Below are 15,727 nucleotides of genomic sequence, written 5' to 3'. Positions count from 1 at the left end.
AGAGCCAATCCGGGTGAATCTGGCAGCGATATAGTAGCCTGAAGCACAGGAAACACAGTCAGAAGAGGCAAGCGTCCCCCGCCACGGATAACGGGTTTTGTGTCTTTTCAAATCTTACTGTGTTCCTGTGCCGTTCCACGCTCAGAACTTAACAGGCCCTTATTTTAAAGCTTTTAGCGCGGCAGCCTCTTCTTAACATCACCCTACCGCGCCACCCGTAGTCCCCCCTCAACGCCGCGACTAAACACAATCTGCCACAGCTGAATATCACGCGCCCGGAAGGCACCGGCACAGGCATTCAGATAATAGGAGAACATCCGCTTAAAGCGTTCGCCATATTTATCGGCCAGCTCTGGCCAGGCCTGTAAAAAGCGTTCATGCCAGGCCATCAGTGTTTTATCGTAATCGGCACCAAAGTTATGCCAGTCTTCCAGAATAAAGTGGGGTTCGCTGGCATCCGCCACATGACGAACTGAAGGCAGGCAGCCGTTTGGGAAGATATATTTATCAATCCACGGATCGACGCTCATATCGGTTTTAATCGCGCCAATGGTGTGAAGCAGGAAAATACCGTCAGGCTTTAAATTACGATCGACCACATCAAAATAGGTGGCGTAATTTTTCGGCCCGACATGTTCAAACATCCCCACCGAAACGATGCGATCAAACTGCTCATTCAGGTCGCGATAATCCTGCAACAAAATCGTGACGTCTAATCCGCTACAGCGCTGCTGCGCCAGTTTCTGTTGTTCAGCGGAAATTGTCACGCCATGCACTTTGACGCCGTAATGACGTGCGGCAAATTCCGCGAGCCCGCCCCAGCCACAGCCAATATCCAGCAGCGACATCCCGGGTTCCAGCGCTAATTTACGGCAGATCATATCCAGCTTGGCTTCCTGCGCCGTTGCCAGTGTCGTGGCATCTTTCCAGTAGCCACAGGAATATTGCATATACGGGTCGAGCATCAGTGAAAAGAGATCGTTACCGAGATCGTAATGCTCTTTACCAACAATCCACGCCCGTTTTTTTGACTGCAGATTGGTTAAGCGTGCAGCGGCAATGCGTAGTGTATCTTTGAAATGATGAGGAAGCTGCTGATCGAGTTTATGTTTGAGCACCTGGTGGAAGAAAATATCCAGCCGGTCGCACTCCCACCATCCATCCATGTAGCTCTCACCGAGCCCAAGCGACCCCTCCTGCAGAACACGTTTAAAAAAACCGGGATGAGTAACATGAATATCCCAGGGACGTGAACCATTGATTTCGATATCCGCTTTTTCCAGCAGTTCGTGAACGATGCGATACCAATGGTTCTCTTCTGGGCTCACTGCGTCTGCATACGATGAACTCATAGCTTTTCCACCACCTGTCCAATCTGAACCTGAACAAAGAGTAGCCAATTTCGTCAGGCATTGAGAAACGTTACGGATGACTCCGCACACCGGTTATTGTGTGATACAGAGGACTGGAATAGCCTGCAGCAGGTCGGTAGGGTGAGAATAACGCGCGCGAATACCGTCCCGGCAACAGGGTGCCAATCAGATTATTACGTTATTATATTGTTGATTTATTACAGATTTGTTGACCCGGATGAGTATATTCTCACGCGGGTCAATATTCAATAACTTATTGTTAGGATGCTAACTAAAAAAGTCACTGTGTTAATGATTATCCTGGCAGGCAGGTTGCGCAGAGGCAACAACAGTTTGTGCGCTTGCGGCACGCTGCATGGCGTAACCGATCAGCGCGAGCACAATAGTCGCCGTCATGATGAGTGTGGTGGTAAACAGCGCCTGAGTTAATCCGGCCGATACCGCCAGGCTGGCGGCGAAACAAAGTCCTAACTGAAGAGTATTTTGCAGCGCAGCCGCTTTGCCGGTGGCATCCGGAAAGGGCATCAGCGCACTGGAAACCACAATCGGATAGATCGCACCGTTAGCCAGCGCCATGCCGCAGAACGGAACCATCAGGCTCACCAGCGTGCTGTTGCCTGCAAGTGCAACAGCAAACAGCGCCAGAATGCTCAGGCTGTAGATGCTCAGCAGCCAGGGCAGCAACTGTGCGCCGTTAAAGCGGTTGAGCAGGGCGCGACAGCCGAAGCCGCCAATCAGGAAGGCGAGTGTCTGTGGCACATAGCTCAGGCCGATATCGGCGGGCGAAAGACCCAGCTCCGCCAGAATAAATGGCGAGCCAGTCAGCCAGGCAAAGAAGCTAGCGGAACAGGCGGAGTAGATCAGCACGTTGCCGCTGTAGATCCGGGATTTCAGCAGTGTGAAAAAGCCGGGTTGCGCCCTTTTTTCACCTGCGGCTTTGCGAACGGTAGGCAGACGCAGCGTGGTCAGAATCAGCGCTACCGCAATCAGGGTCAGCACCAGGAAAATCGAACGCCAGTGGAAATGGCCGATCAGCCAGGCGCCCAGCAACGGGGCCAGCGCCGGAGAGAGCGCAACCAGCGGCATAATGGTGGCGAAGACTTTGTTGGCGCGCGCGGCAGGGTAGCGATCCACCACCAGCGCCTGCCAGCTCACAGCCGCAGAACAGACGCCAATCGCCTGCACAAAGCGCAGCGCCAGCATCAGATAAATATCATTTACCCACAGCATGCCCGCACAGCCGACGCCAAACATAGCCAGTCCGGCCAGCAGCACAGGTTTACGGCCAATGCGATCGGAGAGCGGTCCCCAGAAAAGCTGACCGACGGCGAAACCTCCCAGAAAGAGACTCATACTGGCGCTGATCAGGCCGGGTGAGGTGTTAAAGGTTTGCTGCATCGCACCAAAGGCGGGCAGGTACATATCCGTGGCTAAAAAGCCGAGCATGCTCAGCAGGGCAAGGTAAGGCATAAATCCTTTATTCGACAACATCTCATTCTCATTTTTGCAGGATAAACGCGGCAGAGTGTAAAAGGTGCGTTTGCTGCTGTGAAACGGTAATATTTGCCGATTGCTGTTAAAATTTTTGAAGGCAGATTATGTGGTCAGAATATGCATTGGAAGTGGTTGACGCGGTTGCGCGTGGAGGGAGCTTCAGCGCCGCCGCGCAGGAGCTCCATCGGGTACCCTCTGCCATCAGCTATACGGTGCGCCAGCTGGAAAACTGGCTGGCAGTACCGCTGTTTGAACGTCAGCATCGCGAAGTGGTCCTGACCCCGGCGGGCGAGCATTTTGTCCGGGAAGGGCGAAGCGTCATCAAAAAAATGCTTGCCACACGGCGACAGTGTCAGCAGCTGGCCAACGGCTGGCGCGGGCACCTCAGCATTGCCGTTGACCGTATCGCCAAACCTCAGCGAACCCGGCAACTTGTCAAAGATTTCTATCGCCATTTTCCCGATATGGAGCTGATCATTCATTATGAAGTCTTTAACGGCGTCTGGGATGCGCTCGCCGATGGACGGGTAGAAGTGGCCATTGGGGCCACCCAGGCGATTCCGGTGGGCGGACGTTTTGCGTTTCGTGATATGGGCACCCTCAACTGGCGCTGCGTAGTTGCACCCGATCACCCACTGACACAGGCGAGCCAGATTGATGACGATACGCTGCGTAGCTGGCCTTCGCTGGTGCTGGAAGATACCTCGCGTGCGCTGCCGCGCCGTATGACGTGGACGTTAGATAATCAGCGCAGACTGGTGGTGCCGGAATGGCAAACCGGGCTGGAGTGCGTGCAGGCGGGATTGTGTGTGGCGATGGTGCCGGGACATCTTGCAAGGCCACTGCTCGACTGCGGCGATCTGGTTGAACTGACCTTGCCGGTGGCGTTTCCGGACAGCCCCTGCTGTGTTAGCTGGGCCGAGGATCGCGCATCACCGGCGACAGGCTGGCTACTCAGCTATCTGGGTGATGCGCAAACGCTTAATCAGGAGTGGTTAAGCGAGGATTAACGGCGATAGTCACGGAACGGACCATCGGCCACGGAACGGCGCTCTATCAGCGTAGGGTGGACTTCAATCGTTTGTGACACTTCACGCTTACTGGTGATGCGGTCCAGCAGCATATCCAGCGCTTTCTCACCCAGCTGGGCTTTAGGCTGATGCACGGTGGTCAGAGCCGGCGCGAAGTAGCGGGCGTTGCGCACATTGTCGTAGCCGATTACCGAAATATCCTGAGGCACACGCAAACCCATCTCGTCGGCAGCGCAAATCGCGCCCATCGCCATGATGTCACCACCGCAGAACACCGCCGTCGGACGCTGTTTCTGTGACAGGATCTGCTGCATCGCCTGATAGCCCGACTCCGGCTCAAAATCACCCTGCACAATCCACTCGGCGCGCGGCAGAATACCCGCTTCTTCCAGTGCCTTCAGGAAACCGGCATGACGTCCACCTCCGGTGTTACGCTCCATCTGACCGGGAATAGCACCAATATCCCGGTGTCCACGTTCAATCAGATAGCGTCCCGCCAGATAGCCGCCCTGAAAAGCATTATCGAGTACCGTGTCGGTGAAGTCGGCGCGCGACTCGCCCCAGTCCATCACCACCATCGGAATATTGCGGTTCTCTTCCAGCATCTGCAGCAGATCATCCGGATATTCAGAGCACATCACCAGCAGACCATCGACGCGTTTCTGCGCCATCATGCTGAGGTAGGCGCGCTGTTTTTGCAGATCGTTATGCGCATTACCCAGAATCAACGTATAGCCTTTGTCAAAACAGTGATTTTCAACCGCTTCAATAATTTCAGCGAAATAGGGCGCTTCGCTGGAGGTGGCAAGCAGGCCCAGCGTCCTGGTATGGTTCACTTTCAGGCTGCGTGCAACGGCGCTCGGCGAGTAGTGCAGTTCTTTGATCGCCTGCCAGACCGCGTTACGCGTTTCTTCAGCGACAAAGCGGGTTTTATTGATGACGTGCGAAACGGTGGTCGTTGAGACGCCGGCGCGTTTCGCCACATCTTTAATTGTTGCCATGAAAATCGGACTCCAGTGCTTATCTAACTCTATGATAAGCGTAGTGTTAAACGTTTGCGTCTGCTCAGGGTTTTTTACGCAAAAATGCAGCTTTCCGGCTCGTAAACTGGCCTGGGGCGATGAATAAACGCTGTAAAAGATGCGCAAACGGAATCAGAGTTGCGCGCGTTGCGCAACAAAGGCGGGATTCTAACAAGGCTGGACGGATAAAACGAGATTTTTACCGGGCTGTGTGGGAAAATGCCATATCCCTACACATTGTGTGACTAAGGAGCAAGCAATGAGTACCGATCTTAAACTGGCGTTAATGACCACCGTGGGCTGTCTGCTGATGATTGTGGCCTTTAGTTTTACCGCCATTCTGCACTAATAAAAAAGCCGGGAATATCCCGGCTTTTTTCTGCCTGTAATGCTGCTCAGCGTATGGTTTTTGGCGTCATCACCCGACGAGCGCCGATGTAGTGGCGCTGCCAGTAATCTTCACCTAATGCGCTGATCTGAATATCTTTGCCGGTACGTGGCGACTGGATAAATTTGCCATCGCCCAGGTAAACGCCAACATGATCCGCAGTACCGCGCCCATTAATACGGAAGAAGACCAGATCACCTTTCTCCAGCGACTCACGCTTGATTGGCGCAGCGTCACGCAGGTGATACATCTCGTTAGCGGTACGGGGGATCTTAAACTTGACCAGATCTTTATAGGCGTACCAGACCAGACCACTGCAATCGAAACCGGTATGCGGTGACGTGCCACCCCACTGATACGGTTTACCCAACTGACCCATCAGCTTGGTCATCGCCGTTTCGCGCGCCTTCTGGTAGCGCTGACGGTGAGATTTGCTCATCTTAATTGTACCAGGCTCGCTGGCGGTGACCTCAGCCGTTTTCAGCAGACGCTCATGACCATAGCGTTTCTTCTCTTTATTTTTTTCTTTGGTTTTGCTGATACGGGCAGTTTTGAGCGAGGTCTTCTTAGCAGGCGTCTGTTTAGCGGTGAGTTCAACTTTTTTCTGTTTTTTAGTTTTGAGTTTTTGAACAGGGCTGAGGCGAGTCTTTTTCGTCACCGTTTTCACCTGGCGACGCTTGCGGCGCTCATCGTCGCGCGCACTCTTTTTTTCTGCTTTATGCGTACTGACGTTCACCGGCGCGTGCGGTGAAGCAGCAGCGACGTTGAAAAACAGTTGCGCAAAGGCCAGCATGAAAAGCGTAATGATTAAACGCATAGTCCGTTGATTAGTTAAGTTGTCAGGGCCACTACGCACCGCGACAAAGTTGAGATTAATCTGATCCAGGATCAGCGCCCAGGCCATTCTAGTCCAGTTCGTTTAAAAACTGTAATGCCTTTTAATATTAATCTTTGCAACCCACGTAATCGCGCTGAAAATGAACATTTTCAGCGTCTTATATCAACGAAATTATTACGAATTATTAAACTGTTACCAGCTGTTAATAATCATGAATTAAAGCGTCCCGAAGCAGGACTTAACAATGATGGCGATTTAATCGGGCAGCGGTCAAAATCTCGTTTTCAGTCAGGCTGCGAAGTCGCTACAATAAACAAACACGAAGTGACGAATTAAGGAAGGCAATAATGAGTACTGTAGAAAAAATTCAGCGCCAGATCGCAGAAAACCCGATCCTGCTGTACATGAAAGGTTCCCCGAAACTGCCTAGCTGTGGTTTCTCTGCTCAGGCGGTCCAGGCGCTGTCAGCCTGTGGTGAGCGTTTTGCTTACGTGGATATTCTGCAGAACCCGGATATTCGTGCCGAGATGCCGAAATTCGCTAACTGGCCAACCTTCCCGCAGCTGTGGGTCGATGGCGAGCTGGTCGGTGGATGCGACATCATCGTTGAGATGTTACAACGTGGTGAACTGCAGACGCTGATTAAAGAGACTGCAGAGAAGTTTAAAGAAGCAGAATAAAAAAAGGCCGACATCACGTCGGCCTTTCTCATTGCGGCATCCCTTATGCGGATGTCGTGGCTTCTGTATCACCTTCCGCAAAGGGCAGTGGCCAGCCACCTAACCGTTTCCAGCGGTTCACCAGCTCGCAGAACAGCGTCGCCGTCTGCTGCGTGTCATAGAGCGCCGAATGCGCCTGCGTACTGTCAAACTCCATTCCTGCCGCAATACAGGCTTTCGCCAGCACCGTCTGACCCAGCACCAGTCCGCTCAGAGCCGCGGTATCAAAAGTGGCAAACGGGTGAAACGGATTACGCTTCAGGCTGGCACGCTCTGCGGCCGCTGACATAAAGTTCAGGTCGAAGGTGGCATTATGCGCCACCATAATGGCGCGATTGCAGCCGCTATCTTTAATGCCTTTACGCACCATTTTGAAAATGGCGTGCAGCGCTTCATATTCACTCACTGCACCGCGCAGCGGATTACTCGGGTCGATACCGGTAAAAGCCAGCGCTTCCGGATGCAGCAGCGATCCAACAAAAGGTTCAACGTTGAAGTGCAGCGTCTGGTCAATCTGAATCCATCCCTCTTCATCCATTTTCAGCGTGATAGCGGCAATCTCCAGTAACGCATCGGTTTGCGCGTTGAAACCGGCGGTTTCGACGTCGATCACCACCGGATAGAAGCCACGGAAACGTTGATTGAGTGCATTGGGGGAATTCGATTCAGACATCAGGATCTCGTTGCAGAAAAAGGGCAGCGCGTATTATGGCAAAAAACGGGGCCGGGTGCAGCAGATGAAGCGAAGAGAAGGGGATTCAGCCCACCCGGACGGGCAGGCTGAGGAGCAGGTTTAGTTGCCCAGGCCGTTGCCGGCATCTTTATTTTCGATCAGCTCGATTTTGTAGCCATCGGGATCTTCAACAAAGGCAATAATGGTGGAGCCGCCTTTAACCGGGCCGGCTTCACGCGTCACGTTGCCGCCATCTTTGCGGATACGTTCGCAGGCCGCTGCTGCGTCATCAACGCCCAGCGCAATATGACCATAAGCATTACCGAGGTCATACTTATCGACGCCCCAGTTGTAGGTCAGCTCGATCACCGCACCTTCGCTCTCGTCGGTGTAGCCCACAAAGGCCAGGGTATATTTATATTCGGTGTTTTCGCTCTGACGCAGCACGCGCATGCCCAGCACACGGGTATAGAAGTCGATAGAACGTTGCAGATCGCCAACGCGCAGCATGGTATGAAGTAAACGCATAACATCCTCTTTAAAATAAAACGCCATCGCCGGATGACCCAGGCGATAAGTATAGCGATGAAAATCGCCCTTGAATAATGGCTGCCGCCATCGTCCCGGACGGCAGCCCAAAACGGTTACAGCGTCGGGTAGTCGATATAACCTTCAGCGCCGCCGCCGTAGAAGCTTTCCGGACGCTGTGGATTGAGTGGGGCGTCCTGCTGCAGACGCTCAACCAGATCCGGGTTAGCAATGTAATCACGACCAAACGCAACCGCATCGATCAGACCGCGACCGATCAGATCGTCCGCTTTCTCAACGGTGTAGGCACCGGCACCAATGATGGCACCCGGGAAGAGATCACGCACTTTCTGACGGAAGGCGTCGGTGTAAGGCTGACCACCGGCCCAGTCTGGCTCTGAAAGGTGCAAATAGGCAATGTTGCGTTTCGCCAGCTCTGCGATGTACCACAGCGCCGCTTCTTCTTCATCCGGGCCGTTGTCCAGATTCTGGAAGCTGCCGATTGGCGAGACGCGAATACCAATACGATCGGCTGACCAGTTAGCGATGACCGCATCAACCACTTCCAGCGCAAAGTGACCGCGTTTTTCGATGCTGCCGCCATATTCATCGGTACGCTGGTTTGAATCTGGCGCCAGGAACTGATGAATCAGGTAGCCGTGCGCGGAGTGCAGCTCAAGCAGGTCAAAGTCGGCTTCACGCGCGTTAGCCGCAGCCTGACCAAAATCTGCCACGATCTGCTGAATCTCGGGCACAGTCAGTTCACGTGGCGTCGAAGTATCTTCGCGATAAACGCTGCCATCTTCAGCACGCAGTGAAGTACGGGTGCCTGCGGCAATCGCCGATGGAGCGACGGGGGCTTTGCCTTCCGGCTGCACGCTGTTGTGAGAGATACGACCGGTATGCCATAACTGTACTGCGGTGTGACCGCCAGCCTGATGCACACCTTCGTTAATCGCTTTCCATGCCGCAATCTGTGGCTGTGTATGTAAGCCCGGCGCACCGGCATAGCCCTTCGCCTGGAAAGAGATCTGGGTCGCTTCGGTGATAATCAGCCCTGCGCTGGCACGCTGGCGGTAATATTCCGCCATCATCGGGGTAGGGATGTCGCCTGGCTCAATGCTGCGCAGACGGGTCAGCGGTGCCATGAATACGCGGTTTGGGACGGTAATTGCGCCGACTTTCAGCGGACGAAACAGCTGGGTACTCGCCATAATAGCTCCTGATTAGTAGACCAGTCGTCTACAAACATGTTTTTTAAAAATCAGTGAATTTTAAGCCACTGTTCGATGGTACTTAGTGCCAGACGCAGTGGCTGCGCCTCGCGGGAAATTTTGCTCTGCAGACTGGCGCCGAGCCACAACAGCGACAGTAATTCTGCCATTTGCGCGGGAGGCTGTGGCAGGTTCAGCGTCTCCTGCTGCTCTGCAGCGATGAGTGTCCGGGCGTAGAGCGCAGTGATCTTCGCCGCGCCCTGCTGCAATGCGTCACGCATTGGCTCAGAGAGATCGCACACTTCAGCGGAGACTTTGACGCCCAGACAGCCAACAATATGGCCCTGCTCCACAAACAGCTCAACGGCAGCACGAAAGTGATTAAGCAGGCGCTCACGCGGCGTGCCGCTGGTCTGATTAAGCTGTAACGCTACATCCTGCAGGAAACGCGCAAAGTAGCGTTCCAGTAACGCCACGCCAAACGCCTCTTTAGAGCGGAAATAGTAGTAGAAGGAGCCTTTCGGCACCGCCGCCTGCGTCAGCAGTTCGCTGAGGCCCATTCCGGTAAAGCCGCGCTGCAGACAGAGTTGCTCACCTGTCTGGAGCAGGTGTTCGCGGGTTTCATTGCGTTGTAGCGTCTTATTCATAGCAACGAGGTTAGTAGACCAGTCGGTCTAATGCAACCTTGCACCAGGCGTTTGGCACAGAGTGTTCACCTGTCCATGAAAGAAAAGGATAATTGTGACCGGTCAGGGCTTACTTCCTGTGTAAACAGGCTACGCTTTTTAGTTAACTGTTTATTCTGTGAATCCGGAGTCGTGGTGGCCGAGCAGCTTGAGTTTTTCCCGGTTCCCAGTCCCTGTCGCGGCATCTGCCAGACGGATGCGCGCGGCTACTGCCTGGGATGTTTACGCAGCCGCGATGAGCGGTTCAACTGGCTTCGCTTCAGCGATGCCCAGAAGCGTGAGGTCATCCGTCTTTGTCAGCAGCGTCGTCAGCGTCTGCAGCGGCAGCAGAAAGGCGACGAGACGCCCGAACCGCAACAGCCGGAGTTATTCTGACGACGTTGCGCTTTCCGTTATACTCTCTGACACATTAATTGCAGCCCACGCGCAACAGGGAGAACGTCATGTTAGAACCGCAAGCCATCGCCTCACAGGGGCCCGATTTTTCACCGCTGATTATGGGGTATTGGCGTCTGATGGAGTGGGGTATGTCGCCTCAGGAGCGGGTCGCGTTTATTGAGCACCATCTGGAGCTGGGTATTACAACTGTTGATCATGCGGACATCTACGGTGATTACCAGTGTGAGGCGGCCTTTGGCGAGGCACTGAAACTGGCACCCGGACTGCGCGACCAGCTACAGATTGTGACCAAGTGCGGCATTGCCACCCGCGCCCGGCCTGAGCACCAGATTGGTCATTACATTACTGATAAACGTCATATCCTGCAGAGTGCTGAAAACTCATTACGCCATTTCCACATCGATCGGCTCGATTTGCTGCTCATCCATCGGCCCGATCCGCTGATGGCGGCTGATGAGGTCGCTGAAGCCTTTATGGCGCTGCATCACAGCGGCAAGGTTCTGCATTTTGGCGTCTCCAACTTCACACCATCACAGTTTTCCCTGCTGCAATCCCGTCTGCCGTTCTCGCTGGTGACGAATCAGCTGGAGATCTCACCGGTTCAGCAAAGCGTGCTGCTTGATGGATCGCTGGATCAGTGTCAGCAGCTGCGCATTCGTCCGATGGCCTGGTCCTGTCTGGGTGGTGGTCGCCTGTTTAACGATCCCCATTTCCAGCCGCTGCGTAACGAACTGGAAGCCGTGCGGCAGGAAACCGGTGCCACCAGCCTGGAGCAGGTGGTCTATGCCTGGATACTGATGCTGCCATCGCGCCCGCTGCCGATCATTGGTTCAGGTAGAGCAGCGCGGGTCAGCGAGGCTGCCGGGTCACTGAACGTAATCCTGACTCGCCAGCAGTGGTTCCGGATTCGCAAGGCCGCCCTGGGATTTGATGTGCCCTGAAGCGTAAAACTGCGTCAATTTTCAGCAAAATAGCGCAACAGCGACCAGACTTATCTCAACCCCTGGGATGCAAATGGAGTCACCATGAAAATGAAAGCAGTTGCGCTATCCGCTCTGATCGCCTGCGGTGCAGCACAGGCTGCCAGCGAGCAGGTTACGATCCATCAGGTTACCGCTGAAGGGATTGGAAAATCGCTGGGCACCGTAACGATTGACGAGACACAGTATGGTCTGCAGTTCACACCGGATCTGCAGGGGCTTCAGCCGGGCATTCATGGTTTCCATGTTCATGCCAAAGGCAGCTGTGAGCCGGGCGAGTCTGACGGAAAAAGGGTCGCCGCTGGTGCAGCTGGTGGGCACCTTGATCCGGCCAGCAGCGGTAAACATCTGGGGCCCTATGCAGAGGGACACCTGGGCGACCTGCCTGCGGTCTATGTCGATGACAAAGGCAACGCGACCTATCCGGTGCTGGCACCGCGTCTGAAATCGTTAAAAGAGATTAAAGGCAAAGCGCTGATGGTGCATGTCGGTGGGGATAATCATGCCGACCATCCTAAACCGCTGGGCGGCGGCGGTGCGCGGTATGCCTGCGGTGTAATCTGAATTTTCGGGCGGCAGGCAATGGCCGCCCGCTTTTCTCCTGACTGTTTATGAATTGTTGTACCATCCCTGACATTTCCCCCCTATGATATTGATTCAGGTAAGAAAGCGTGATGGGGAAAGGAGCAGGAAAATGAAATTTAAGGGCGCATTACTGCTGTGTCTGCTGCTGGTGGGATGCGATAAACCCAATGAGACGCAACTGGTTACTGAAACCGGACGGGAACTTCAGCGCACCATTGACACCAGCCCGATGCGTGTCACCTGCGAAAAGATCGCCAAAGGCCGGGAATGGCTGAGCCGCAACATGGTGCGCAAGCTGGAAGCACAGGGCTGTGATCAGGTCTTTCGCAGCGCCACCGAAACCAATTTCACTGATACCACCATCAATCGGCGCACTATGACCATGGTGTGCGGCGGCATCCACGGTCAAAGTTTTACCGGCACCGACCTCACACGCCGGTTCATCTTCTCACCCGATGAGAAAGCGCTGGTGATCGAACCTATGACTGAAATGGATAAAACCCGCTTCGAAGGCCATAAAACGCTACAACAGTTGCAGGAGGATTTTAACCGGCAGCAGCAGCAATATTGCCAGTAATCACGCCGGTACCGCCTGCTTCAGCTGTGCCAGCGAACAGCGTAATCGCCAGATAATTCCCGCCAGTTCGCTGGCCTCGTTGTTTTCCAGCGCCAGTAATGTGGCAATGGTCTCTTCCAGTTCCGTCAGCATCCGATCCAGCGAGCTGTGGCGCACGCCGCGGCTGCTGATAATCTGCTGTAAATTTTGCAGGCTGTTATCACGGAACGTCATCAGTGCTGCCGAACCGGCGCGCCATTCACGCAACTGCCAGACAATATGCGAGCAATTAAGCAGCACCACACCCCAGCGCAGTAGCCAGACGCGCGCCTGCTCATCACGGCTGTGACTGAGCTGGCTGATACGGTGGTAAATCTGCGATTCGAAACGACTCTCGCTGAGACGGGGCCGTTGCCGCAGTTGATCAAGAAATGCCAGCCGCAACGCCCGGATATGCCGTCGGCTGCGTCGCGCATCAGAACTGGGCCGCAGAATCTGGAACGCCAGCCAGGCGAGCAACACGCCGCAGACTTTGGCGATGTTATCGTTAAAAAAGTCCTGATAATCCCAGGTGGGCGGATTCGTCACCGCAATAAACGAGCCCATAAAGACGATGAACTGTCCCCACATCCCAGCCCGCTGTTTCTGCTGCAGCTTGAAGAGTTGCAGGGTCACCAGCAGCGGAAATAAAAACAGTAAAAACTGCCATAGCTGACTGATCTGCACCATCAGGCCAAACTTCATCACAAAGCTAAACGCAAACAGCCATAGCAGAGTTTTCAGCAGCAGCGTAACGCTGCCGCCGGGTGAGGGCACGGAAGCATAAAGCACGCAGGCAATGGCGGTCAGGGTGAGCGCGGAAGCCCCGGAAGACCATTGCGTATTGATCCAGAATGCGCAGCCCAGCACGATCACACAGAAGGTCCGCAGGGCGCTCCAGCCCGCTTCGGCACTGTCACTGTCGCGCGCCAGTGCCGGAACCGGCGGCGGCTGAAAGCGGGTATCGGCATCGGCGCGATCGAGCAGTCGAATCCAGCGTAGCACGTTGAGGTACATCCAGCAGAAGTAGCGCAGCCGCTGACAAAAGGCACGTTGCCGGTAGTCGCCATCCGTCGCAGGCGTCACGCTGCGCAGAATTTGCGCCAGACGATATTTATCGCACGCGGGTTTTGCCAGCTCAGCCAGCAGGCGTTGCAATGCCTCAAACAGCGCATCAGGCGCGTCCGGCCAGTTCAGTAACATACGGCGCAGGCTGGAAAGTACGCTGGTGAGTCGCAGCTGCTGGTGCAGCACATAGTTCAGGACGTTATTCTGTCGGCGAAAGCGATAGTGGCTCCAGAACGCCTGAATCCGCAGCAGATTCATGGTCAGGATCTGGCTGATGACGTTTTCATGCGCGACACGAATGGTATCGCTTGCTGAGGGCTGCAACAGTAACACCGCATGCTCCAGCAACCGGGCGTGCATTTGCTTCAGTGAGGTAATCAGCGCTTCGCCATCGGAAGTGCTCGGCAGCACCATCATCATCAATCCGGCGCAGAGAATGCCGCAAATCACTTCACAGACGCGTGCCTGCGCAATAGTCCACAGCGTAGTGATATCGGTGATATTCACGCTGCTGAAGGCGATGATGGCGGCGGTGTAACCCGTCAGTGAAAACGCGTAAGCGACATTATTCTGGTAGTGGTTTGAAATGCCGGTGCAGAGCGCCAGCCACCCCGCAATCGCAAAGGTAAACAACCATGGTTCATTCAGGGTATGTCCGGCAATCAGCAGCGCGGCGCTTGCTCCCAGCAAGCTGCCGACAATACGGCCAAAACTTTTACTGATCGCGCCGCCGACAGTGGGAAAACTGATCACGGCGGCAGAGGTCATCGCCCAGTAAGGCTCATCGAGATCCAGCCCATAGGCGATGCTCAGCGCCAGACACATCGCAATAGCATTACGCAACGCATAGCGCCACTGACCGGCGTTCGCCTTAATCCAGGGCAGTTGATCCCAGGCCAGCCACTGAAGATTCATGGCTGGATGGTGATGGTGCAGCTGGTACCGACCACTAAATCGGCATCGGCAGGAAGCGCGTTGAGACGAATGCGCACCGGCACTCGCTGCGCCAGCCGCACCCAGGGCACGTTTGGCTTAATATCGGGCACCAGGCCGCTGTCGAGCTCAATGCTCTGGTCATAGATAGCGCGGCCAATACTGTCCACCTGGCCCTGCAGCTGCATACCATTACTGTAGAGCACCACCTGTGCCGCCGCGCCAGGACGAATATGGCGCAGCTTAGTCTCTTCGAAATAGCCCATCACGTAATAAGAGTGGCTGTCGACCAGCGCAAACAGGGGAGAACCCGCGGTGGCATAGTTGCCGGGCCGCAGCGTCAGATTAGTGATCCAGCCATCCGCCGGAGCGGTCAGCGTGGTCTGCTGCAGATTCCAGCGCGCCCGTTCCCATTCAGCCTGCGCGGCTTTGGTACTGGCGGCGGCGGCACCAGAGCTTAAGCGTGCCGCATCAAGATCCTCGGCGGAGATAATGTTGCGTGGCAGGCTGCTGCGTCGGTTAAATTCATGCTGCGCTTTCGCCATGTCCGCCTGCGCTTTGCTAAGCTGGGCGGCGGCGTTGTCGAGGGCGATCTGCCACGGCACCGGGTCCAGCGTGAGCAGTTGCTCGCCCTTGTGTACAAACTGATTGTCTTTCACCTTCAGTTGCGTAATCCGGCCCGATACCTGAGGCGTGATATCGACCAGCTCTGCCCGCACTTTCCCGTCACGGGTCCAGGGCGACTGCATGTAGTAGTTCCACAGCCAGCCAGCGGCCAGCAGCGCGAGGGCAAACACAATCAGCGTGGAGAAATATTTTACCGCGTTAAATTTCATATCGATTATCCGTGACCGATGAGCCAGAGTGCGGCGGTAACGCACAGCACAAACAGGGAGAGATCAAACAGGGTGGGATGCCAGACATCGCCGGAGTAGATCCAGCCGCGCACCAGCGGGTGGATCAATAGCCAGAAAAAGAAGCCGAGGATCACCGCTTTGAATATTGGCGGAAAAAACAGTGAGGCGCCCACGACCAGGTCAGTCAGCGGATTCGCACCTGAAAAAGCAGGAGTGAGCACGTGATAACATCCTTCGTTAACCCAAACGGCAGACTTGAAGCGCTGCCACGTTATCGTGGCCTTGTCCGGGATTTGTAATTTTTCCTGTAAACTCGCAGAATAGTGTAAAATCTGGCTTGATAG

The 15,727-nt window shown here is 54.8% G+C and carries 18 protein-coding genes; 7 read left to right on the top strand and 11 right to left on the bottom strand.

All coding sequences use genetic code 11. From position 1 onward, the window contains the following. Nucleotides 1-203: 203 nt before the first annotated feature. Together cfa and punC are read right to left on the bottom strand one after the other, a co-directional pair. Nucleotides 204-1,352 carry a cyclopropane fatty acyl phospholipid synthase gene (gene cfa, locus HZZ01_RS05805; RefSeq protein WP_179895882.1) on the bottom strand — a complete coding sequence of 383 codons (1,149 nt, stop codon included), beginning with the start codon at nt 1,350-1,352 and terminating at the stop codon, nt 204-206. A 309-nt stretch (nt 1,353-1,661) separates the two neighbouring features. Next, nucleotides 1,662-2,864: a purine nucleoside transporter PunC gene (gene punC, locus HZZ01_RS05800; RefSeq protein WP_179895881.1), complete on the bottom strand. Its 1,203-nt coding sequence runs from the start codon at nt 2,862-2,864 to the stop codon at nt 1,662-1,664. A gap of 107 nt (nt 2,865-2,971) precedes the next feature. Between punC and punR the strand changes: the two genes are divergently transcribed. Beyond that, the gene (gene punR, locus HZZ01_RS05795) at nt 2,972-3,877 is read left to right on the top strand and encodes a DNA-binding transcriptional activator PunR (protein WP_179895880.1); all 906 of its coding nucleotides are present in this window, start codon (nt 2,972-2,974) and stop codon (nt 3,875-3,877) included. Here the strand turns inward: punR and purR are convergent. Then, entirely contained in the window at nt 3,874-4,899 is a 1,026-nt protein-coding gene (gene purR, locus HZZ01_RS05790; RefSeq protein ID WP_179895879.1) for an HTH-type transcriptional repressor PurR, read from the bottom strand. The genes punR and purR overlap by 4 nt on opposite strands. Before the next feature lie 280 nt (nt 4,900-5,179). Here purR and HZZ01_RS05785 point away from each other — a divergent pair, with 280 nt between their 5' ends. Next, a complete protein-coding gene (locus tag HZZ01_RS05785) occupies nt 5,180-5,269 on the top strand; it encodes a YnhF family membrane protein (RefSeq protein ID WP_095707274.1) in 90 nt (29 codons plus the stop codon). 46 nt (nt 5,270-5,315) lie between these two features. Here HZZ01_RS05785 and HZZ01_RS05780 read toward each other — a convergent pair whose 3' ends face one another. Beyond that, a complete protein-coding gene (locus tag HZZ01_RS05780; RefSeq protein WP_179897067.1) occupies nt 5,316-6,125 on the bottom strand; it encodes a C40 family peptidase in 810 nt (269 codons plus the stop codon). 365 nt (nt 6,126-6,490) lie between these two features. Here HZZ01_RS05780 and HZZ01_RS05775 point away from each other — a divergent pair, with 365 nt between their 5' ends. Beyond that, complete coding sequence (locus tag HZZ01_RS05775) at nt 6,491-6,826, top strand: Grx4 family monothiol glutaredoxin (protein WP_170933470.1); 336 nt, start codon at nt 6,491-6,493, stop codon at nt 6,824-6,826. Nucleotides 6,827-6,869: 43 nt separating this feature from the next. Here HZZ01_RS05775 and rnt read toward each other — a convergent pair whose 3' ends face one another. The 4 genes from rnt to HZZ01_RS05755 form a co-directional block, all read right to left on the bottom strand. Beyond that, nucleotides 6,870-7,538, bottom strand: coding sequence for a ribonuclease T (gene rnt, locus HZZ01_RS05770; protein ID WP_179895878.1), 669 nt, complete (start codon nt 7,536-7,538; stop codon nt 6,870-6,872). 120 nt (nt 7,539-7,658) lie between these two features. Beyond that, on the bottom strand, nt 7,659-8,066 hold the full coding sequence (gene gloA, locus HZZ01_RS05765; protein ID WP_008926200.1) for a lactoylglutathione lyase: 408 nt from the start codon (nt 8,064-8,066) through the stop codon (nt 7,659-7,661). A gap of 116 nt (nt 8,067-8,182) precedes the next feature. Then, complete coding sequence (locus tag HZZ01_RS05760; RefSeq protein ID WP_179895877.1) at nt 8,183-9,280, bottom strand: alkene reductase; 1,098 nt, start codon at nt 9,278-9,280, stop codon at nt 8,183-8,185. A 50-nt stretch (nt 9,281-9,330) separates the two neighbouring features. Beyond that, the gene (locus tag HZZ01_RS05755; protein ID WP_179895876.1) at nt 9,331-9,927 is read right to left on the bottom strand and encodes a TetR/AcrR family transcriptional regulator; all 597 of its coding nucleotides are present in this window, start codon (nt 9,925-9,927) and stop codon (nt 9,331-9,333) included. 174 nt (nt 9,928-10,101) lie between these two features. Here HZZ01_RS05755 and HZZ01_RS05750 point away from each other — a divergent pair, with 174 nt between their 5' ends. From HZZ01_RS05750 to HZZ01_RS05735, 4 genes are all read left to right on the top strand, one after another. Then, on the top strand, nt 10,102-10,341 hold the full coding sequence (locus HZZ01_RS05750; protein ID WP_179895875.1) for a DUF1289 domain-containing protein: 240 nt from the start codon (nt 10,102-10,104) through the stop codon (nt 10,339-10,341). 68 nt (nt 10,342-10,409) lie between these two features. Then, a complete protein-coding gene (locus tag HZZ01_RS05745; protein WP_179895874.1) occupies nt 10,410-11,306 on the top strand; it encodes an aldo/keto reductase family oxidoreductase in 897 nt (298 codons plus the stop codon). Between the two features lie 84 nt (nt 11,307-11,390). After that, nucleotides 11,391-11,909 (top strand): superoxide dismutase family protein, encoded by a 519-nt coding sequence (gene sodC / locus HZZ01_RS05740; protein WP_179895873.1) that lies wholly within the window; start codon nt 11,391-11,393, stop codon nt 11,907-11,909. Nucleotides 11,910-12,039: 130 nt separating this feature from the next. Then, the gene (locus HZZ01_RS05735) at nt 12,040-12,507 is read left to right on the top strand and encodes a hypothetical protein (RefSeq protein WP_179895872.1); all 468 of its coding nucleotides are present in this window, start codon (nt 12,040-12,042) and stop codon (nt 12,505-12,507) included. On the opposite strand, the gene HZZ01_RS05730 is transcribed toward HZZ01_RS05735, so the two are convergent. From HZZ01_RS05730 to HZZ01_RS05720, 3 genes are read right to left on the bottom strand one after another with little or no spacing between them, the layout of a single operon-like run. Beyond that, nucleotides 12,508-14,508 carry an FUSC family protein gene (locus HZZ01_RS05730; RefSeq protein ID WP_179895871.1) on the bottom strand — a complete coding sequence of 667 codons (2,001 nt, stop codon included), beginning with the start codon at nt 14,506-14,508 and terminating at the stop codon, nt 12,508-12,510. Beyond that, nucleotides 14,505-15,362: an HlyD family secretion protein gene (locus tag HZZ01_RS05725; protein WP_179895870.1), complete on the bottom strand. Its 858-nt coding sequence runs from the start codon at nt 15,360-15,362 to the stop codon at nt 14,505-14,507. The genes HZZ01_RS05730 and HZZ01_RS05725 overlap by 4 nt, the downstream gene beginning before the upstream one ends. Nucleotides 15,363-15,367: 5 nt before the next feature. Continuing rightward, nucleotides 15,368-15,604: a DUF1656 domain-containing protein gene (locus HZZ01_RS05720; protein WP_010245554.1), complete on the bottom strand. Its 237-nt coding sequence runs from the start codon at nt 15,602-15,604 to the stop codon at nt 15,368-15,370. Nucleotides 15,605-15,727 lie beyond the last annotated feature (123 nt).

The organism is Pantoea sp. WMus005 (genome assembly GCF_013415305.1).
Taxonomy (GTDB): domain Bacteria; phylum Pseudomonadota; class Gammaproteobacteria; order Enterobacterales; family Enterobacteriaceae; genus Pantoea; species Pantoea rara.
Note: the sequence above shows the minus strand (reverse complement) of the source record. Positions and strands in the feature narration are given on the sequence as shown.